The organism is Pseudomonas guineae (assembly GCF_900113745.1).
GTDB classification, from domain to species: Bacteria; Pseudomonadota; Gammaproteobacteria; order Pseudomonadales; family Pseudomonadaceae; genus Aquipseudomonas; species Aquipseudomonas guineae.
The window spans coordinates 516,801-537,393 of sequence record NZ_FOQL01000003.1; the positions used below are offsets into that span (position 1 = coordinate 516,801).

At 57.7% G+C, this 20,593-nt stretch carries 17 protein-coding genes; 2 read left to right on the top strand and 15 right to left on the bottom strand.

All coding sequences use genetic code 11. The features are described 5' to 3' along the window. From gspG to gspE, 3 genes are read right to left on the bottom strand one after another with little or no spacing between them, the layout of a single operon-like run. A complete protein-coding gene (gene gspG / locus BMZ32_RS13960; protein ID WP_090242975.1) occupies positions 1 to 426 on the bottom strand; it encodes a type II secretion system major pseudopilin GspG in 426 nt (141 codons plus the stop codon). Positions 427 to 429: 3 nt separating this feature from the next. After that, positions 430 to 1,647: a GspF family T2SS innner membrane protein variant XcpS gene (gene xcpS / locus BMZ32_RS13965; protein ID WP_090242977.1), complete on the bottom strand. Its 1,218-nt coding sequence runs from the start codon at positions 1,645 to 1,647 to the stop codon at positions 430 to 432. 13 nt (positions 1,648 to 1,660) lie between these two features. Then, positions 1,661 to 3,148 carry a type II secretion system ATPase GspE gene (gene gspE, locus BMZ32_RS13970; protein ID WP_090242979.1) on the bottom strand — a complete coding sequence of 496 codons (1,488 nt, stop codon included), beginning with the start codon at positions 3,146 to 3,148 and terminating at the stop codon, positions 1,661 to 1,663. 245 nt (positions 3,149 to 3,393) lie between these two features. Between gspE and BMZ32_RS13975 the strand changes: the two genes are divergently transcribed. After that, entirely contained in the window at positions 3,394 to 4,038 is a 645-nt protein-coding gene (locus BMZ32_RS13975) for a type II secretion system protein N (RefSeq protein WP_090242981.1), read from the top strand. Positions 4,039 to 4,042: 4 nt separating this feature from the next. Further along, a complete protein-coding gene (gene gspD, locus BMZ32_RS13980) occupies positions 4,043 to 5,992 on the top strand; it encodes a type II secretion system secretin GspD (protein WP_090242983.1) in 1,950 nt (649 codons plus the stop codon). A 124-nt stretch (positions 5,993 to 6,116) separates the two neighbouring features. Here the strand turns inward: gspD and BMZ32_RS13985 are convergent, their stop codons facing one another. The 12 genes from BMZ32_RS13985 to leuB form a co-directional block, all read right to left on the bottom strand. After that, a complete protein-coding gene (locus BMZ32_RS13985; RefSeq protein WP_090243078.1) occupies positions 6,117 to 7,328 on the bottom strand; it encodes an O-succinylhomoserine sulfhydrylase in 1,212 nt (403 codons plus the stop codon). A gap of 45 nt (positions 7,329 to 7,373) precedes the next feature. Then, positions 7,374 to 8,879, bottom strand: a complete 1,506-nt coding sequence (purF, locus tag BMZ32_RS13990) for an amidophosphoribosyltransferase (RefSeq protein WP_090242985.1) — start codon at positions 8,877 to 8,879, stop codon at positions 7,374 to 7,376. A 45-nt stretch (positions 8,880 to 8,924) separates the two neighbouring features. Next, the gene (locus BMZ32_RS13995) at positions 8,925 to 9,479 is read right to left on the bottom strand and encodes a CvpA family protein (protein WP_090242987.1); all 555 of its coding nucleotides are present in this window, start codon (positions 9,477 to 9,479) and stop codon (positions 8,925 to 8,927) included. A 148-nt stretch (positions 9,480 to 9,627) separates the two neighbouring features. Next, complete coding sequence (locus tag BMZ32_RS14000) at positions 9,628 to 10,230, bottom strand: SPOR domain-containing protein (RefSeq protein WP_090242989.1); 603 nt, start codon at positions 10,228 to 10,230, stop codon at positions 9,628 to 9,630. After that, the gene (gene folC / locus BMZ32_RS14005) at positions 10,214 to 11,521 is read right to left on the bottom strand and encodes a bifunctional tetrahydrofolate synthase/dihydrofolate synthase (protein ID WP_090242991.1); all 1,308 of its coding nucleotides are present in this window, start codon (positions 11,519 to 11,521) and stop codon (positions 10,214 to 10,216) included. The genes BMZ32_RS14000 and folC overlap by 17 nt, the downstream gene beginning before the upstream one ends. Then, positions 11,518 to 12,402 (bottom strand): acetyl-CoA carboxylase, carboxyltransferase subunit beta, encoded by an 885-nt coding sequence (gene accD, locus BMZ32_RS14010; protein WP_090242993.1) that lies wholly within the window; start codon positions 12,400 to 12,402, stop codon positions 11,518 to 11,520. Before accD ends, folC begins: the two co-directional genes overlap by 4 nt. Before the next feature lie 223 nt (positions 12,403 to 12,625). Next, positions 12,626 to 13,246 carry a phosphoribosylanthranilate isomerase gene (locus BMZ32_RS14015; RefSeq protein WP_090242995.1) on the bottom strand — a complete coding sequence of 207 codons (621 nt, stop codon included), beginning with the start codon at positions 13,244 to 13,246 and terminating at the stop codon, positions 12,626 to 12,628. 51 nt (positions 13,247 to 13,297) lie between these two features. Then, positions 13,298 to 14,164 carry a tRNA pseudouridine(38-40) synthase TruA gene (gene truA / locus BMZ32_RS14020; protein WP_090242996.1) on the bottom strand — a complete coding sequence of 289 codons (867 nt, stop codon included), beginning with the start codon at positions 14,162 to 14,164 and terminating at the stop codon, positions 13,298 to 13,300. Positions 14,165 to 14,167: 3 nt separating this feature from the next. Beyond that, complete coding sequence (locus tag BMZ32_RS14025; RefSeq protein ID WP_090242998.1) at positions 14,168 to 16,999, bottom strand: motility hub landmark protein FimV; 2,832 nt, start codon at positions 16,997 to 16,999, stop codon at positions 14,168 to 14,170. Between the two features lie 154 nt (positions 17,000 to 17,153). Continuing rightward, the gene (locus BMZ32_RS14030; protein WP_090243000.1) at positions 17,154 to 18,164 is read right to left on the bottom strand and encodes an aspartate-semialdehyde dehydrogenase; all 1,011 of its coding nucleotides are present in this window, start codon (positions 18,162 to 18,164) and stop codon (positions 17,154 to 17,156) included. Positions 18,165 to 18,308: 144 nt separating this feature from the next. Further along, the gene (gene asd, locus BMZ32_RS14035) at positions 18,309 to 19,421 is read right to left on the bottom strand and encodes an aspartate-semialdehyde dehydrogenase (RefSeq protein ID WP_090243002.1); all 1,113 of its coding nucleotides are present in this window, start codon (positions 19,419 to 19,421) and stop codon (positions 18,309 to 18,311) included. 55 nt (positions 19,422 to 19,476) lie between these two features. Further along, positions 19,477 to 20,559 (bottom strand): 3-isopropylmalate dehydrogenase, encoded by a 1,083-nt coding sequence (gene leuB / locus BMZ32_RS14040; RefSeq protein ID WP_090243004.1) that lies wholly within the window; start codon positions 20,557 to 20,559, stop codon positions 19,477 to 19,479. Between the last annotated feature and the right edge of the window lie 34 nt (positions 20,560 to 20,593).

Here is a 20,593-nt window from a genome sequence, read left to right on the forward strand (position 1 = left end):
TCAGAGGTCCCAGTTACCGATATCGGCATCCTGGTCGCTACCGCCATCCTTGCCATCCGCTCCCAGGGAATAGAGGTCAAAAGCACCCTTAGTACCGGGGGCCAGGTACTGATAAACATTGCCCCAGGGATCGACCGGCATGCGTTTGAGGTAACCGTCGCGGTTCCAGTTTTTCGGCTGCGGGCTGCCGGATGGCTTCTTTACCAACGCTTCAAGCCCCTGCTGGGTGCTTGGGTAGGCGTGGTTGTCCAGTTTGTACATGTCCAGGGCAGCCGACACCGCCTTGATGTCACCCTTGGCGACAGTAACCTTGGCCTGATCAGGCCGGCTCATCACTTGCGGCACAACCAGAGCCGCCAGGATGCCCAGGATGACCACCACCACCATGATTTCGATCAGCGTAAAACCTTTCTGTGTCTTGCTCACTGCTTACCCCACTAACTGATTGAGAGACAGAATCGGCAGCAGAATGGCCAGCACGATCACCAGCACCACCGCCCCCATAAACACCAGCATAAAAGGCTCAAACAAGCCGACCAGTAACGCTACCTGGGCAGTCAGATCGTTTTCCTGATTACGCGCCGTGCGGGCCAGCATCTGGTCCAATTCGCCGGAGCGTTCACCGCTGGCAATCATGTGCAGCATCATCGGCGGAAACTGCCCGCTGGCTTCGAGCGCGCGGGTCAGGCTGCCGCCCTCACGCACTTTTTGCGCGGCGATGACCACATCCGCACGGATCACTCGGTTAGCGATAACCTGTGCGCCAATCCCTAGGGCGTCAACCAAGGGCACACCACTGCGGGTCAGTATCGCCAGGGTCGAGGCAAACCGCGCGCAGTCAGTCGCACGAATCAAACGCCCCAGCAGCGGGATGCGCAGCAAAAAACCATGCCAGCGCGACTTGATCGCCTCATCCCGCACCGCCCAGCGCAAGGCCAATACACCCAACACCAGGATAATCACCGCCAGCCAGCCCCAGCCTTTGACCCAGTCGCTCAAGGCAATCAGGCCACGGGTCAGTGCCGGCAGGGTTTGTCCGGAGTCAATAAATACCCGCACCACATCTGGCACCACATAGCCGAGGAGAAAACCGACGATCAGCAAAGAGGTGCACATCAGGATTAGCGGATAGAGCAGCGCCAACTGGATTTTCTGCCGCGACTGCTGGCGTTGCTCGGTGTAGTCGGCCAACTGCTCCAGCACCGGCCCTAGGTGCCCTGCATGCTCACCGGCCGCCACGGTGGCGCGGTACAGCTCGGGAAACGCCGACGGAAACTCCTTCAGGCTGCTGGCCAGGTCATGCCCCTCCAGCACCCGCGCCCGCACCGCCAGCAACATACCCTGAATACGCGGCGAAATAGCCTGCGCCGCTGCTGCGCGCAGGGCCTCCTCGATGGGTAACGCGGCCTGTACCAGGGTCGCCAACTGGCGGGTAATCAACGCCAGATCACGAGCGGAAATACCGCGAGAAAAACTGAAATGGCTACCTGCGCCGGCATTTTCCCGGGTGCGTGTGGCTTTAACAGCCAAAGGCGCCAGTTGCCGCTCACGCAGCATCTGCCGCACCTGACGGGCGCTATCGGCTTCCAGCACACCTTTCTGCTGGCGGCCTTTGCCATCGAGCGCGAGGTATTCGAAGGCAGCCATTATTCGTCCCCACTCATTCTTCGCGAGTCACGCGCAGCACTTCCGCAACTGTGGTCACCCCCTCCAACACCTTGCGCCGGCCATCCTCACGAATACTCGGGCCCAGGCTGCGGGCGTGACGGGCCATCTCCTGCTCGGAAGCGGCGCTGTGAATCAAGGTACGCAGGTGCTCATCAAACACCACCAACTCATAGATCCCGGTACGGCCACGGTAGCCCTGCTGATGGCACTCAGCACAACCGCCCGCGTGATAAAGCGTCGGCGCAACGTCGGCAGCCACACCAAGCAGCGCGCACTCGGCCTCATCCGCCCGGTAGGTCTGTTTGCAATGCGGGCAGAGCACCCGCACCAGACGCTGGGCCAATACACCGAGCAAGGAAGACGCCAACAGAAACGGCTCAATGCCCATGTCCACCAAGCGGGTAATCGCACCAATTGCACTGTTGGTGTGCAAGGTCGACAGCACCAGGTGACCGGTTAAGGAGGCCTGTACGGCGATCTCGGCGGTTTCCTTGTCACGAATCTCGCCGACCATCACCACGTCGGGGTCCTGACGCAAGATGGCGCGCAGACCGCGGGCAAAGGTCATGTCGACCTTAGTGTTGACCTGGGTCTGGCCGATGCCCTCGAGGTGGTATTCGATCGGGTCTTCAACGGTGAGGATATTGCGCGTGCGGTCATTCAGGCTGACCAGGCTGGCATACAGCGTGGTGGTCTTGCCCGAGCCGGTGGGTCCTGTCACCAGCAGAATGCCGTGAGGCTTGCGCACGGTGGCTTCCATCAACTCACGGTCGCGCGCACTCATGCCCAGGTGCTGCAAATTCAAACGGCCTGCTTGTTTGTCGAGCAAACGCAGCACCACCCGCTCGCCATTGGCCGAAGGCAGCGTGGAGACCCGCACATCTACCTCGCGACCACCGACTTTCAGGGAGATCCGCCCGTCCTGCGGAACGCGCTTCTCGGCGATATCCAGGCGCGCCATCACCTTGATTCTGGAGACCAGCAGCGCCGCCAGCTCACGCTTGGGCTCCAGCACTTCACGCAGAATGCCATCCACGCGAAAGCGCACGACCAAGCGTTTCTCAAAGGTTTCCAGGTGGATATCCGAAGCATTTTCCTTGATCGCTTCGCCAAGGATGGCGTTGATCAAACGGATAATCGGCGCGTTGTCTTCTTGCTCAAGCAGGTCCTCGGTTTCTGGCACCTGCTCGGCTAAGGAGGCCAAATCCAGGCTCCCGCCCAAATCTTCGGCCAACTGCATGGATGCTGAGTCGTGCTGATAAGCCTTACTCAGCGCCAGTTCAAAGTCCTCCAACGAGAGTGCCTTAAGCGGCATTTGCGAACCGGCGAAGCGTTGCGCCTCGGCCAATGCAACCAAGTCGACGCCTGGACGATAAGCAAGGTTTGGAACACCATCGACTTTCAATAGCACAACACCGTGACGCTTGGTAAAGCCGAATGGTAGACGCTTTACCGGCACTTCTATCAGCAGCGCATTCATTCGTAATAGACCTTAAACACAGTATCCCGGAGCAACACTAACGACGCCAAACGAAGACTAAAAGCTAGGGATCTATGAATTAATTGTTGTTAAGCAGCTAGAAATAACATGAAAACAATGCGCTATCTTTAGCACACTGAACAAATCGGCACACTACCCCAGGCGGGGGCTGCCAAATGCTTGGCAAGTGTCTATGATCTGCCCGCGAGCCACGCCACATAATAATAAGTCCCGGAGTGACGCCCTTGCCCGTTTCGGCCTCCCATCGCTGGTTACAGCGCCACGCCACCACGTTGGTGGGTTTCGTGCTGGTAGCTGCCATGAGCATCAGCCTGGCTTGGCAGAGCGCCGATTGGTTGCGTTTATTGCGTGCGCCAGTGGCCGCAAGCAACAACAGCGAAATCCTAATACCGCCTACGGCACAGGGCTCCGAGATCGCTCAACTGTTCGGCAACAACAGCGTCGCCAACGATGGCCCTGCCCCAAACACCAACTTACGCCTGACTTTGCTCGGCAGCTTTGTGCATGCCGACCCACAACGCTCCAGCGCGATCATCCGCAGTGAAGGCAGCCCAGCTCAGCGCTATGACATCGACAGTGAGATCAGCAGCGGCGTGCGCTTGCACGCGGTAGCAGCTGACCACGTCGAAATCCTGCGCCAGGGTCGCCGAGAGCGACTTAGCTTTCCTCTGCATAGCTCGGCTGCCGGCAGCCTGCAAAGCAGCAGTCCAGGCGTCATAACCGACCCAGTTGAACAGCTCAGCGATATGCAAGACGACGATCTGAGCCAACTGCGCGAGCGCATGGACGCACTGCGCCAGCAGATGCTGGATTCCGGCAGCCTGCCCGCTACTGCTGAACCCACCGAACAGACCACGGAAAACAACTGACACGATGACTCCGACTCTCTCGCGCCTTACCTTCGCTTTGCTGGCCGCCGGTCTGACTTGTAGCTCGCTACCATTGAGCGCTGCCGTTACAGCCGTGGCCCCGAGCGCCAGCCAGCAGGAAGAAAGCTGGACCATCAACCTTAAGGGCGCCGATATCCGCGAGTTTATCGACCAGGTGGCGCAGATCAGCGGGCAAACTTTTGTGATCGACCCTCGGGTCAAGGGCCAGGTCAGCGTTGTATCCAACAGCCCGCTTACGCTGAGCGAGGTCTATCAGCTTTTTCTCTCAGTGATGGCCACTCACGGCTTCAGCGTGATCACCCAGGGCGACCAGGCGCGCATCGTGCCCAACGCCGAGGCCAAGGCGGACGCGGATGCCGGACGCAATGCACCGGACCGCTTGGAGACCCGCTTGATTCAAGTCCAGCACGGCTCAGCTACCGAACTGATTCCGCTGATCCGCCCCCTCGTGCCGCAATTTGGCCATTTGGCCGCGGTCAGCAGCGCCAATGCGATCATCATCAGCGACCGCACGGCCAATATTGAGCGTATTGAAGACCTGCTGCGCCAGCTCGACCAGAAAGGCCAGAACGACTACAGCGTGCTGAATCTGCAGCATGCCTGGGTCATGGACACTGCTGAAGTGCTACGCAGCGCTGTCGATCGCGGCCAAGCCAAAGGCGCGTCAGGCACTCAGGTGATTGCCGACGGTCGCACTAACCGCCTGATTCTGCTTGGCCCGCCGGGCGCACGCGCCAAGCTGGTGGCCTTGGCGAAATCGTTGGATAGCCCAGCCAGTCGTTCGGCCAACACACGCGTTATTCGCCTGCGCCATGGCGATGCAAAAAGCATGGCAGAAACCCTTGGGGAGATTTCTGAAAAGCTCAAACCGGAAGCAGGCGGAGAAACCACCGGCAAGCCGCAAACAGTCCTGATCCGCGCTGATGAAAGCCTTAACGCCCTGGTACTGCTGGCCGAGCCTGATGTGGTGGCTACCTTGGAAGACATTGTGCGCCAACTGGATGTACCGCGCGCACAAGTGATGGTCGAAGCAGCGATTGTCGAAGTCTCTGGCGATATCAGCGACGCCCTCGGGGTGCAGTGGGCCGTGGATGCCCGTGGTGGCAGCGGTGGCTTGGGCGGTACTAATTTCAGCGGCACCGGACTGTCGGTTGGCCGGGTGTTGCAGGCGATCCAAGACAACAAAAACGGCACTGATAACAACACCCTGAGCAATCTGCCGGACGGCGCGATTATCGGCTTAGGCACCGACAGCTTTGGCGTGCTGGTCACCGCATTGTCCGCCAACAGCAAGAGTAACCTGCTGTCGACGCCAAGCCTGCTGACTCTGGACCACCAAAAAGCAGAAATATTGGTCGGGCAGAACGTGCCCTTCCAGACTGGCTCGTTTACCACCAGCGCATCGGGTGCCGATAACCCCTTCACCACCATCGAGCGCCAGGACATCGGCGTGACCCTGAAAGTCACCCCGCATATCAACGATGGCGCTAGCCTGCGCTTGGAAATAGAGCAGGAAATATCCTCCATCGCGCCCACTAGCCAGGGGGTGAATGCGGTAGACCTAATCACCAACAAGCGCTCGATCAAAAGTACCATCCTCGCTGAAAACGGCCAGGTGATTGTGCTCGGTGGCTTAATTCAGGATGACGTCACCCAGGCCGACTCGAAGGTGCCGCTGCTCGGTGATATTCCGCTGCTCGGACGGCTGTTCCGCTCAACCAAGGAGACCCGGATCAAGCGCAACCTGATGGTGTTTCTGCGCCCAACCGTGATTCGCGATGCCGCCGGCATGGCGGCGTTGTCCGGGAAGAAATACAGCGATATACGCGTGCTTGGCGATGTGCGTGAGGACTACCGCCCTGGTGTATTGCCACGTGATGCGGTGCAGTTGTTTGATAAAGCCGAACACGAGGCCATTGACCTACGCGAATAGCCTTCCTTGTACAGCAGAGGGCCGCTGCAGGCATTACCTACAGCAGCCGTGTGGAGGGCATATCGTCACCAGCAGCCCACGCTTACGCCCATCAACATCTAGCGCGGCACGGGCAGCCAGGCGCCTAGAGCGCCGCCAGACCGCGCGCCAAGTCAGCCTGCAAGTCAGCCAAATCTTCGAGGCCGACCGCAACACGGATCAGGTTATCGCGAATCCCCGCATTAGCCCGCTCAGCGGGGCTCAACCGACCATGGGAGGTGGTCGCCGGGTGGGCGATGGTGGTCTTGGTGTCACCGAGGTTGGTGGTGATGGAAATCACCCGCGTGGCATCAATAAAACGCCAGGCCGCCTCTTTGCCGCCTTTAACTTCAAAGCTGACCACCGCACCGAAAGCGCTCTGTTGGCGCTTGGCCAGCTCATGCTGCGGGTGGCTGGGCAGGCCGGAATAATGCACCTGCTCGATGCCCGGCTGCTGCTGCAACCATTGCGCCAAGTGCAGAGCGCTGGCGCAATGCGCTTGCATGCGGATGCGCAGCGTTTCCAAGCCTTTGAGGAAGATCCAGGCGTTGAACGGGCTCAGGGTCGGCCCGGCTGTACGCAAAAAGCCGACCGCTTCAGTCATCAGTTTGGTACTGCCGGCCAGTACACCACCCATGCTGCGGCCTTGCCCATCGATGTACTTGGTGGCTGAATGCATGACGATATCAGCCCCGAACTTGAGGGGTTGCTGCAATGCAGGTGTACAGAAACAGTTGTCCACCGCCAGTAGCGCACCTTTAGCATGAGCAATTTCCGCCAAGGCGGCGATATCCACCAGTTCAGCCAAAGGGTTGGACGGCGACTCGACAAACAGCAGTTTGGTGTTGGGTTTGCAAGCCGCCGCCCAAGCGTCGAGATCTGCCAGCGGCACATAATCGACCTGCACACCAAAGCGCTTGAGGTATTTTTCGAACAGGCTGATGGTCGAGCCGAATACGCTACGCGACACCAACACATGATCGCCCGCGCTACACAGGCTCATGACCATGGCCAAAATCGCCGACATACCGGATGAAGTGGCCACCGCCTGCTCCGCCCCTTCCAACGCCGCAATGCGCTCTTCAAACGCACGTACGGTCGGATTGGTGTAGCGCGAATAGACATTACCCGGCACTTCCCCGGCAAAGCGCGCCGCGGCATCGGCGGCAGTGCGAAAAACATAACTGGAGGTCGGGTAAATCGCCTCACTGTGCTCACCTTCCGGCGAGCGGTGTTGCCCAGCACGCACTGCCAATGTGTCGAAACCAACGCCTTCAAGATCGCTGTCTAAACGCCCGGCCTGCCATTCAATCGTCATTAGCATCCCCTCACCCAGCCTGCTTTAGCAGGCTGGGCAGCGTAATTAGTCGTTGTACAGGCCGATAATTGCGCTGACCGCCTGGGACGACACCTTCGACATGTCGTTACGGGCCTGCTCGATCTTGTTCAGGTAAGTCTCGTCAACATCGCCAGTGACATACTTGCCATCAAACACCGCGCAATCAAAATTCTCGATCTTCACCTTGCCACCACCGACGGCTTCGATCAGGTCAGCCAGGTCTTGGTAGATCAGCCAATCGGCACCGATCAGCGCAGCGACCTCTTCGGTGCTGCGGTTGTGCGCAATCAGTTCGTGGGCGCTAGGCATGTCGATGCCATACACGTTCGGGTATCGCACCGCCGGTGCGGCCGAGCAGAAATACACATTTTTCGCCCCAGCTTCACGGGCCATCTGGATGATTTGCTTGCAGGTGGTGCCACGCACGATGGAGTCGTCGACCAGCATCACGTTTTTGCCACGGAACTCCAACTCGATCGCATTAAGCTTCTGCCGCACAGATTTTTTACGCGCAGCCTGCCCTGGCATGATGAAGGTACGACCGATATAGCGGTTCTTCACAAAGCCTTCGCGGAACTTCACACCGAGGTGGTTAGCCAGTTCCAGTGCCGCCGTGCGGCTGGTATCCGGTATGGGGATCACCACATCAATGTCATGTTCTGGGCGCTCGCGCAGAATCTTCTCGGCAAGCTTCTCGCCCATACGCAGGCGCGCCTTGTAGACCGATACGCCATCCATGATCGAGTCAGGGCGGGCCAGGTAGACGTGTTCGAAAATGCACGGCGAATACTTAGGGTTAGTGGCGCACTGACGGGTGTAGAGCCTTCCGTCTTCGGTGATGTACACCGCTTCACCCGGCGCAAGATCGCGAATCAGGGTAAAGCCCAGCACGTCCAGCGAGACGCTTTCCGAGGCGATCATGTATTCAACGCCTTCGTCTGTGTGACGCTGACCGAAGACGATCGGACGAATGCCGTTAGGATCGCGAAAACCAACAATGCCGTAGCCGGTGATCATCGCCACCACGGCATAACCACCGACGCAGCGCTCGTGTACGTCAGTCACAGCGGCGAATACATCTTCTTCGGTGGGCTGCAACTTGCCGCGCTGAGCCAGTTCGTGAGCGAAGACGTTGAGCAGCACTTCCGAATCGGAATTGGTGTTTACGTGGCGAAGGTCGGATTCGTAAATTTCCTTGGCCAACTGTTCGACGTTAGTCAGGTTGCCGTTGTGAGCCAGGGTGATGCCGTAGGGAGAATTGACATAAAACGGCTGCGCCTCGGCTGAGCTGGAACTGCCCGCAGTTGGGTAGCGCACATGACCAATGCCCATATGGCCGACCAGGCGCTGCATGTGACGCTGCTGAAACACGTCACGTACCAAGCCATTGTCCTTACGCAGGAACAAGCGGCCTTCATGGCTGGTAACAATACCGGCAGCATCCTGGCCGCGGTGCTGGAGGACGGTCAGACCGTCATACAGCGCCTGATTGACGTTCGATTTACCGACGATACCGACAATGCCACACATGTGACGCAACCCCTACTCAATGAAACAGGATGATTGTGCATGCACTTACGGCAGTTTTGACTGCAGCAGTGCCTCTTTAAACGGTAACTCCACCGGCGCACTCACGCCGCTGGCAAGCCACTGACTGGAGAGACCTAAAATTAGATTTTTCGACCAGTCGGCAACCATCAAGAAATGTGGCAAAAGTGCTGATTGCTGCCACCAACTGTCTTGTTGAACTGGGGCTAGGCTGATCAGGCCAACCAGTACCACCACCAGCAGGCCACCGCGCGCAGCGCCGAAGACCATGCCGAGAAAACGATCAGTGCCCGACAATCCGGTCACCCGGATCAACTCACCAATCAAATAATTGATCAGGGCGCCGACCAACAGCGTGACCACAAACAGAATGGCGCAACCTGCAATCACGCGAGCTGAAGGGGTCTCGATAAAATCCACCAGGTGCTGCGACAGCGCGCCACCAAACATCCAGGCGACAACGCCGGCAATGATCCAGGTCAGCAGCGAAAGGGCTTCTTTAACGAAACCTCGGCTCAGACTGATCAGGCTTGAAACGGCGACAACGGCGATAATTGCCCAATCGACCCAAGTGAATATCACGATGCAGGTTACCGACGAGAAAGGCGCTGCATTTTAGCAGAGCACCTGTGCGGGGAGTAAACAAAGGATTTGCCAACTGCTGAAATGCCCGACCGGCCTCTCGACAGCCCCGGCACCTGGGTTTGACGAAGACCACTAAGCCAGCGGATCAGCTCGCCTCAGGCTGAAAACGCACCACAAAGCCATTGAGCTTGTGCTGACGATTGAGCTGATCACGCAGGCGGTCTGCCTCGGCACGCTCGATCAGCGGCCCAACAAACACTCGATTCATACCATCAAAGGTGCGTATGTAGGCGTTGTAGCCCTGGCTGCGCAAGGTTTTCTGCAGCTTTTGCGCGCCATCACCACTGGACAGGCTCGCCAACTGCACCGACCAGCTGATCGGCAAGCTGTTGGCATCCAGCTTGCTGGTTACAGCCTGAGGCGGCACTGCTTCCGGCTTAGCCGCTGCTCCGGACGATGCAGGAGCAACTGAAGTGGCTGGAGGCTCAACCGAATCCACTGGCTCTAGACTCTGCGTTGTTTGCACCCCAATCGGCTCATCAGGCAATAACTGTAGCTCCGGCACGGCTACCGGCTGCAATTCAACTTCAGGCACCTCAGGGGCCGCTGGCATGGCCGGCGCATCGACCTGAACCCGTTGCGACTCATCTTCACGCGACAGCAGCATGGGCAAAAAAATCACTGCCAACGCCAGCAACACCAGCGCACCGACCATGCGCTGCTTCAATCCCTTATCCAGCAAAGCCATCCTGCACGCCCCCATTGGCTTGGCGGCCCAGCCAATCCAAGGCCTCGGCCACGCAATAAAAAGATCCAAACAGCAGCACTTCGTCGCCATCCGCAGCCTGCTCACACTGAGCCTCGAGCGCCGCTTGCACACTTGCATAGGCAGCCACTCGCGCCCCGCTGCTGTGCAAATGTGCTTCTAGCTCGACCGCGGTTCGCGTGCGACTGACCGGCAATGTCGCCACCGCCCAACTGTCCACCTCACTCAACAAAGGCGCCACCACACCGGGTAGGTCCTTGTCGGCCAACAAACCGAACACGGCCAAACGCTTACCTGGCAATGCCTGTTTAGCCAGCCGTAGCGCGAGATATTCGCTAGCGTGAGGATTATGCCCAACATCGAGCAGCAGCGTGAGTGCCTTGCCGCGCCAATTCAGCACTCTGCGGTCCAGCCGCCCAATCAAGCGGGTCTGCTGCAACGCCTGACGTATCGACTCAGGCTGCCAAGGCAACTGCATGAGTGCATAGGCCTGCAAGGCTAAAGCAGCATTTTCCATGGGCAACTCGAGCAGCGGTAAATGCTGCAGACTGAGCATTTCGTCTCGATGGTTGAGGCCGCTCCAGGACCAGCCATGCGTATTGATGGTCAGATCATAATCACGACCACGCAGGAAGAACGGGACATCGAGCAACGCCACTTGGTCGAGCATGGACTGCGGCGGTTCGAGGTCACCGCACAAAGCAGGTTTACCCGTACGGAAGATGCCAGCCTTCTCAAAGGCGACCGACTCGCGGCTATCACCTAACCAGTCGGTATGATCGATGCCGATGCTCGTAACCACTGCGATGTCGGCATCTAGCAAATTCACCGCATCCAGTCGGCCACCCAGGCCGACTTCTAGCACCAAGGCATCCAGGCCCGCTTGCTGAAACAGCCAGAATGCCGCGAGAGTGCCCATTTCAAAGTAGGTCAGCGAGGTTTCACCGCGTGCAGCTTCGACCACCGCGAACGCTTCGCAGAGCATCACATCGCTGGCTTCTACACCCGCAACTTGTACTCGCTCGTTATAACGCAACAGATGCGGCGAGCTGTAAACACCGACCTTGAGCCCTTGCCCTTGCAACAGCGCGGCGATAAATGCACAGGTCGAGCCCTTGCCATTGGTCCCGGTGACGGTAATCACCCGCGGGGCCAACTTATCCAAGCCCAGACGCTGCAGCACCAGGCGAGAGCGTTCCAAGCCCATGTCGATGGCACTTGGGTGCAGTTGCTCTAGATAGCTCAGCCAATCGGCAAGGGAGCGCTCGGTCATGCCGTTACCGGCAACGAGACAGGTGAAGGCAGACCCATGAACTGCGCCAGTAGGCGCGCTAAGCGCGGACGCAGTTCCGCGCGATGAATAATCATGTCGATGGCACCGTGCTCCAGCAGGAACTCACTGCGCTGGAAACCTTCCGGTAATTTCTCACGCACGGTTTGCTCGATCACACGCGGGCCGGCAAAGCCGATCAACGCTCGGGGCTCGGCGACAATCACATCGCCAAGCATGGCCAAACTGGCGGAGACGCCGCCATACACTGGGTCGGTCAAGACCGAGACAAACGGAATACCCTCTTCACGTAAACGCGCCAGTACAGCCGAGGTTTTGGCCATCTGCATCAGTGAGATCAGGGCTTCCTGCATACGCGCACCGCCAGATGCGGAGAAACACACTAACGGGCAGCGCTGTTCCAGCGCCGCATTGGCGGCACGCACAAAGCGCTCGCCAACAATGGCGCCCATCGAACCACCCATAAAGGAGAACTCGAAAGCGCAGGTCACGATCGGCATGCCCTCTAGGGTGCCGCGAATGGCCACCAAAGCATCTTTCTCGCCAGTCTGCTTTTGCGCGCCTACGATGCGATCCTTATACTTTTTGCTATCACGAAACTTCAAACGATCGACTGGCTCAAGCTCAGCGCCGAGCTCTTCGCGCCCCTCTGCATCCAGGAAAATATCCAGGCGCGCACGGGCATTGATACGCATGTGATGATTACACTTAGGGCAAACATCCAGGGTCTTTTCCAGCTCGGGCTTATACAGCACTGAGTCGCAGGACGGGCACTTATGCCACAGGCCCTCGGGCACCGAACTCTTCTTGACCTCGGAACGCATGATCGATGGGATGAGTTTGTCTACCAACCAGTTGCTCATGCTCTTGATTCTCCACAGCGGTTAACCGGGCGGGCTGCGCTCTATGCGACCAGGCCTATCCGGAAAAATTCATGAGTACAGCCGTTCAGGGGCCGGTGCATTGCCACTATGGCAGCACTTACACACCCGCCATCCTCGAACGACCGCCTGCAGCGTTCATATAACCTGCAACAGGGTTATGGACGGCCAAGGCCGCGACGCCGTCACATCAACCCAGTCCTGCTCAAACAGCCTTTACCGCTTGCATAAAAGCCCGAATCTTTTGCGCGTCCTTGATGCCTTTAGCCGTTTCTACGCCGCCACTGACGTCAACCGCATAAGGACGTACCCGCGCGATGGCCTGCGCAACGTTCTCAGCCGTTAGACCGCCGGCCAGAATAACTGGCTTGCTTAAGCTTTCAGGCACCAGCGACCAATCAAATGCCTCACCTGTACCGCCCGGAATACCTGGCACATAGGTATCCAGCAATACACCACTGGCATTCTTGTAGAGCGCAACCTGGGCCGCGATATCATCACCCGGCTTAACCCGCAGCGCTTTGATATAAGGACGGTGGTAATCATCGCAAGCAGCTGGACTCTCATCGCCATGGAACTGCAGCAAATCAAGCGGTACCGCATCGAGAATTTCACCCAACTCACAGCGACTGGCATCGACGAATAAGCCCACCGTGGTCACAAACGGCGGTAAGGCGCTAATGATCGCGCGCGCCTGCTGCACCGTGACAGCTCGCGGGCTCTTGGCATAGAACACCAGCCCAATAGCATCCGCACCCGCCTCAACAGCCGCCAATGCATCCTCTATGCGGGTAATGCCACAAATCTTGCTGCGAACGACTGACAACAGGATGACCTCGGTTAATTCAGTGAGAGCTGGATGCTAGCAAATAGCCTTTCATGCGTCAGCCGCAACATCCGCTAAGCCAGAGAGAAAGTGCGGGCCAAGATAGCGCTTGGGCAAGTCGAACTCCTGCGGATAGTCGACCTGCACCAAATACAACCCATAAGGATGCGCAGTCACCCCACCGGTACGGCGCACGCGGGTTTCCAGTACTTCCCGCGCCCACTCAACCGGGCGCTCGCCTGTGCCAATGGCCATCAGTACCCCGGCGAGATTGCGCACCATGTGATGCAGGAAGGCATTGGCACGTATATCCAGCACGATAAACCGTCCGTGCTGGAGCACCTCCAGGTGATGCACCGTCTTGACCGGCGATTTAGCCTGGCACTGACGCGCACGGAAAGCACTGAAGTCATGGGTGCCTATAAATGCCTGGGCAGCCTCACGCATGCGCTCAATGTCCAGTGGACGATGATTCCAAGTCACCTCTTCTGCCATATGCGCCGGGCGGATCTGGTCGTTATAAATCACATAACGGTAGCGCCGCGCTTGAGCACAAAAACGTGCATCGAAGTGCGCCGGCATCGACTTGGCCCACGTCACACTGATATCACCGGGCAAGTTCATATTCGCGCCCATCACCCAGGCATGCATTGAGCGATCAACCGGCGTATTGAAATGCACCACCTGAGCACTGGCATGAACCAACGCATCGGTGCGCCCTGCGCAGCTCAACGTAACTGCAACACCGCCTGCGACTTTGCTCAGGGCTTTTTCCAGCGACTCTTGGATTGAAGGCACACCGGCACGCTGGCGCTGAAAACCACGATAGCGCGAACCTTTGTACTCAACCCCTAAGGCTATCTTGAAAACGCCAACGGCAGCCGAGTCGGCTGCCGTTGTAGTAGAACTGTCAGACATGTATCAAACCAAGTTAGCGATCAGCTCACGGGCTTCCTGTTGCTGACCGTCGTTACCTTCAGTAATGACTTCATCGAGGATGTCACGAGCACCTTCAGTATCGCCCATATCGATGTAGGCGCGAGCCAGATCAAGCTTAGTGGCGGTCTCATCGGTACCCGAGAGGAAATCGAAGTCATCGTCGTCATCCAGCGCGGCACTGGTAGGAGCAGTACTTGCCGGCACATCCAACTCAGCGGACTGTTGCAGATCATCAGACATCAAATCCAACTCAGCGCTGACCTCATCCAATTGAGCCGCAAAACTGTCGCTAGACGGTTGAGTAGGCGCTTCTTCATTCAGTGACAGATCGAAGTCTGCCGAAAGATCGAAATCGCCCTCCGCTTCTTCTCCTGGCAGATCAAAGCCTGGCTCAGTAACAGCTGAAGTAGAAAGCGGTTCGTCATCCAAACTGAGCAGGAAATCATCTTCAGCGGCCGCGGTGGGCTTGGCTGGAGCATCCAGATCCAGACTGAAATCAGCCAAGTCCGCACCTAAATCGAGACCGCCATCGTTGCTATCAGCAAGGTTCAGACCAAAGTCCAGATCATCAGCTTTGTTATCAGTCCGCGCATCCGGAGAGCTGAAATCCAAATCGCTGTCGAACGACAAGCTATCCAAGTCGTCTAGAGAAGCATTATTACCAGCGGCCTGCAGATCACGATCCAACTCAGCTTCAAGATCATCTAAGCTGAGATCGAATGCATCATCCTGATTGTCAGCAGCAGGTTTAGGGCTCGGCTCGTTGAAAGCCAGATCGTCCAGGCTGAAGCTATCCAGACTTTCTTCGGCAGCTGCCGCCGCAGCAAACCCAGCACTGGCAGCAACGGCCATGGTTGGGTAGCGGGCATTGATTTGATCGAGCTCAGCGGCGCTGCCGCCAATCTCGCGCAGTTCACTTTCCTGACGAGCGAAACCATTACGGTCACCCATCTCAGCGTAAACCTCCATCAACTTCAGGCGCAGGTCACTGCGCTGCGGCTCATCATTGACAGCCCCTTGCAACAGCTCAGCGGCCTGAGGGAAACGGCCATACGCGATATAGATATCTGCCTCACCAAGCGCATCACCCGTTTGCGCGGTAACACGCTCTTCATTCGGCAGATCGCTTTGCTGACCATCCAGGTCTTCAGCCAAGCCTGCAAAACTATCATCCGGCAGATCCAGGCCAGCACCTAAATCGGACGAGTCGTCATCAGTAGCCAGATTTTCCTGCAATTGCGTTTCCTTCAGTGCATTACGGCGCGACAACATCATCAGCGCTATCAGTAATAGCAGCAGCGCACCACCGCCTGCGGCGCCCAGCAACATAGGATTGGCTAGCAAATCATCAAGGGAGCCTTCAGCTTGCGGCTCGGCAACCACCGGCGCTTCGACAACCGGTGCGACTGGAGCAGGCACAGGTGCGGCAACAGGCGCGGGCACCTCTACCGGGGCAACGGGCTCGGCTGATGCTGCAGGCTCTTCACTGTAATTAAAATCGGTTTCAGCCGTGGCAGCAGGCACTACGGGAGTCGTATCATTAGGCTCTTGCGGCTCGGCCTCCGGAGCAGGCTCTGCAGGAGCTGCCGGCACTTCAACTGCTACTGGTGTTTCTGGGCCTACAGGCGCAACAACTGGAGCAGGGGCTTGCCCCTGCACGGCCAGATCCGCCTGCAACTTAGCCATCTGGTCATCTTTCAACTGAATCAGACGCTGCAGCTTATCGAGCTGGCTCTGCAGGTCAGTCATGCGGCCTTTCAGCTCATCGTTCTCACGACGACTGGAATCCAGGCTTTCCTGGGTCACGGCCAACTTATCATTTAATGCTTTGGTGTCTGCTGCACCTTTGTCGCTGCCTGCAGTCGCTTTACCGCTATCAGCTGCAACCAGTTTCAGGCTATCACCGACTTCGACCTTGGCCGGAGCAGCGGCGGCACTGGTACGCTTCGTGGCATCCAGCTGGCGGGCGCTCGCAGTGACACTGCGACCTTCACGCCAAGCTGTATTTTGCTCGGTCACCTGAGCGATAGCTTCGCCCTGAGCACGCTTCATAACTTGCTGTTCATCCGGTAGGCGCAGTACCTGACCGCTTTTCAGGCGGTTGATGTTGCCACCGATAAAAGCATCTGGATTCAAATCTTGGATTGCCAGCATGGCTTGATGCACGCTGCCACCGGCACGTGCACGCTGGGCAATCTCCCAGAGCGTGTCATTGGCAGTGGTTTTGTATTGATTACCGTCTAACGGCTTTGCAGTTGACGCTACTTGGACTGCAGGAGCAACAGGAGCAACCGGAGAGACGGATTTAGCCGCCGCATTGGTGGGGCGCGGTGTCGGAGTTTGTATGCGAGGTGCCGGAGCCGCTGCAGCTACAGGTAACCGTGCAACAGCAGGAGTAACGCTTTGCGGGGTATAAAGCGGGGGATCAAGCAGCAGGGTGTACTCACGCAGTAAGCGGCCATTAGGCCAGAGCACCTCTACCAGGAAGTTCAGGTAGGGCTCGCGCATGGGCTTGCTTGAGGTTACCCGAATAACGCTTTTGCCATTGGGCTTGATTACCGGCGTGAACTTCAGATCCGTCAGAAAATACTGACGATCCACACCTGCCTTGGTGAATGCTTCAGGGGACGCCAGGGTCGGCAATAGTTCATTAGAAGCCAGGTCACGCACTTCTAGTAACTCAATCTCAGCCACCAACGGTTGATTTAGCGCTGACTGCAGAGTGACTTCACCCAGCCCCAACGCCTGCGCCATACCGGATGACAGCGCCGAAGCAGCTGCGATTGCCAGCACCAGTTTGCGAACCCGAACCATAGCGTTATCCCTTGTTTTATCTTTTTTTCTCGACCAGCGAGAGGATCTTGAAAATTGCTGCCTATCACGCCCTAAGGCGCAACCCCATTCAGCAATTAACTCAGCCAGTATTGCCAAGCTCGAAAGATTCTTCAAATTTCTAGCTAAGTATCTTTTACAGATAGTGTTTTATCAACAACTCGGCCAATTGCACAGCATTCAGGGCCGCGCCTTTTCTCACATTATCAGACGCAATCCACAAATTGAGTTCAGCAGGGTCATCCAAACCGGCGCGTACTCGACCCACGTAGACAACATCCTGACCCACCGCGTCGCCAACCACTGTTGGATAATCATCCAACTCCACCAACTCCACTGCCGTCGCACTATCCAACGCGGCATAGACCTGCTTGATGTCGATACTCGATTCAGCCTGAAGCGAGACACTCAAACTGTCGCCAAAAAACACGGGAACCTGAATACAGGTCACAGACACATGCACCGTCGGGATGACCAGCAGCTCTTGGATCTCAGCAGCAATCTGCCGCTCCAGCCTGGAGTGCCCCTCACTGTCGGTCTGCTCTACCTGGGCCAACACATTGAACGCCATTTGCCGATCAAACAGACGAGGTTCAAGCGAGCGCCCATTTAGCAATTCCGCAGTTTGCCGCGCCAACTCAGCGATACCTTCACGACCGCGACTGGATACGGCCAAACAAGCAGTCACCGTGAGGCGACGAATCTTAATCTGCTCAGGTAAAGCCGCCAGCACAGTTGCCAACGCAACAGCCGGCGCACTTGGGCTGGTCAATACGTAAGGTGAAGCCACAGCGGCCAGCACCTGCGCATTGGCCTCAGGCACTACCCGCGGCGCCTGTGCGACCGGCAAGCCACTGGCCAAATCAATAACCGCACAGCCTGCAGCACCCGCCTGCAGCGCGTACTTCTGCGTGACCTTGCTACCCGCCGCAAAGAACGCCAAGCGCACGCTGGAGAAATCAAAGGTCTCCAGGTCTTTTACCCGCAGGTTCTTACCCTTATAAGGCACAGAACTTCCCGCAGACTCGCCACTGGCGATCACGTGCAAATTGGCCACGGGGAATTCGCGCTCCTCCAGCAATTGCACCAGGGCTTCGCCAACGCTTCCGGTGGCGCCAATTACGGCAATATCAAAGGTACGGGTCATGGCAAGGCTCGCAGAAATAAGCCCAGCACTGTATAGCCGGGCCTAACAAATGCAAAGGAGCGGACTGCTGAGCATTCGATTTGACTCGAACACCCTGCAGCCCGCTCCTCATTTATTACGCAATAACGCCTCAGCGCTGCGCTATTAACGCTCCAGCAGGATACGCAGCATGCGCCGCAGCGGCTCGGCAGCGCCCCACAGCAACTGGTCGCCAACGGTAAATGCACCCAAGTACTGCGAACCCATATTGAGCTTACGTAGGCGACCGACCGGCACGCTCAGGGTGCCCGTCACGGCAGTCGGGCCTAGATCACGAATGCTCGCTTCACGCTGGTTCGGTACCAATTTGACCCACGGATTGTGCTGACTGATCAAACCTTCAATGTCCGACAGCGGCACGTCTTTATTCAGCTTGATGGTCAGCGCCTGGCTGTGGCAACGCATCGCGCCGATGCGCACGCACAGCCCATCGACCGGGATCGGGTTCTTGAAGCGACCAAGAATCTTGTTGGTTTCTGCCTGAGCTTTCCACTCTTCACGGCTCTGCCCATTCGGCAGCTCCTTGTCGATATAAGGAATCAGGCTGCCGGCCAGCGGCACGCCAAAGTTGTCGACCGGGAAGGCATCGCCGCGCATGGCCTCGGCAACTTTGCGATCGATGTCGAGGATGGCGCTGGCCGGGTCAGCCAACTCATCAGCAACCGAACCGTGAATCGCGCCCATCTGCTTGATCAATTCGCGCATATTCTGTGCGCCAGCGCCGCTCGCAGCCTGATAGGTCATGGCGCTCATCCACTCGACCAGCCCGGCTTCGTATAAACCGCCCAACGCCATCAGCATCAAGCTGACGGTGCAGTTGCCGCCGATGTAATCCTTGGTACCGGCATCGAGCTGCTGATCGATCACCTTACGGTTGACCGGATCTAGCACGATCACCGAGCTGTCGCTCATGCGCAACGACGACGCCGCATCGATCCAGTAGCCCTGCCAACCGGCTTCGCGCAGCTTGGGGAAGACCTCATTGGTGTAGTCGCCACCCTGACAGGTCAGGATCACGTCGAGGCTTTTCAGCTCGTCAATGCTGTAGGCATCTTTTAGCGCAGCCGTTTCCTTGCCAATCGCCGGGCCTTGACCGCCAACATTGGAGGTGGTGAAGAATACCGGTTCGATCAAGTCGAAATCCTGCTCTTCCAGCATGCGTTGCATCAGCACGGAACCGACCATGCCACGCCAACCGATCAGACCTACACGTTTCATAACCACTACACCTATATAAGCTGACCGCCGGAGACCGTCCGACGGGCCAGGAAGATTACAGACTGCGTAACGCTTCGACTACTGCATCGCCCATTGCTGTGGTGCCGACCTTGGTCGTACCGGCGCTGTAAATATCACCGGTACGCAGGCCCTGATCCAGAACGTTGCTCACCGCCAGCTCGATCGCATCGGCTGCAGCCGTCTGGTTGAAGCTGTAACGCAACATCATCGACACCGACAGGATGGTCGCCAACGGGTTGGCAATGCCCTGTCCGGCGATATCCGGCGCGCTGCCGTGGCACGGTTCGTACATGCCTTTGTTGTTGGCATCCAGCGAAGCGGACGGCAGCATGCCGATGGAACCAGTAAGCATGGAAGCCTCATCCGACAAAATGTCGCCAAACAGATTGTCGGTGACCATTACATCGAACTGCTTGGGCGCGCGCACCAGCTGCATCGCAGCGTTATCGACGTACATGTGGCTGAGTTCGACGTCCGGATAATCCTTGGCTACCTCAATGACCACGGTGCGCCACAGTTGGCTGGACGCCAGTACATTGGCCTTGTCCACCGAGCAAAGCTTCTTGCCGCGCACACGGGCCATGTCAAAACCAACACGAGCAATCCTGCGGATTTCACTCTCGCTGTAAGGCAAGGTGTCATAGGCCATCCGCTCGCCGTTCTCCAGCACTTTGCTTTCACGCGGCTGACCAAAATAGATGCCGCCGGTCAGTTCGCGGACGATGAGGATGTCCAAGCCGGCAACGATTTCGCGCTTGAGGCTGGACGCATCGGCCAGTTGCGGATAGAGGATGGCCGGACGCAGATTGCCAAACAGGCCCAGCTGCGAACGAATCTTCAGCAGACCGCGCTCTGGACGAATAGCTGGGTCGATGGCATCCCATTTCGGACCGCCTACGGCACCCAGCAGAATGGCATCAGCGGCCTTAGCACGGGCCAAGGTTTCGTCAGCCAACGGCACACCGTAACGGTCGATGGCTGCACCACCGAGGTCATCAAAGCTCAACTCAAAACCCAGACTGTACTTTTCGTTGGCCAGGTTCAGCACTTTGACCGCTTCGGCCATGATTTCCGGGCCAATACCGTCACCGGGGAGAATCAGAATTTGCTTGGACATGTTCTTCTCAACTCACTAAGCGGCGAATGACCGA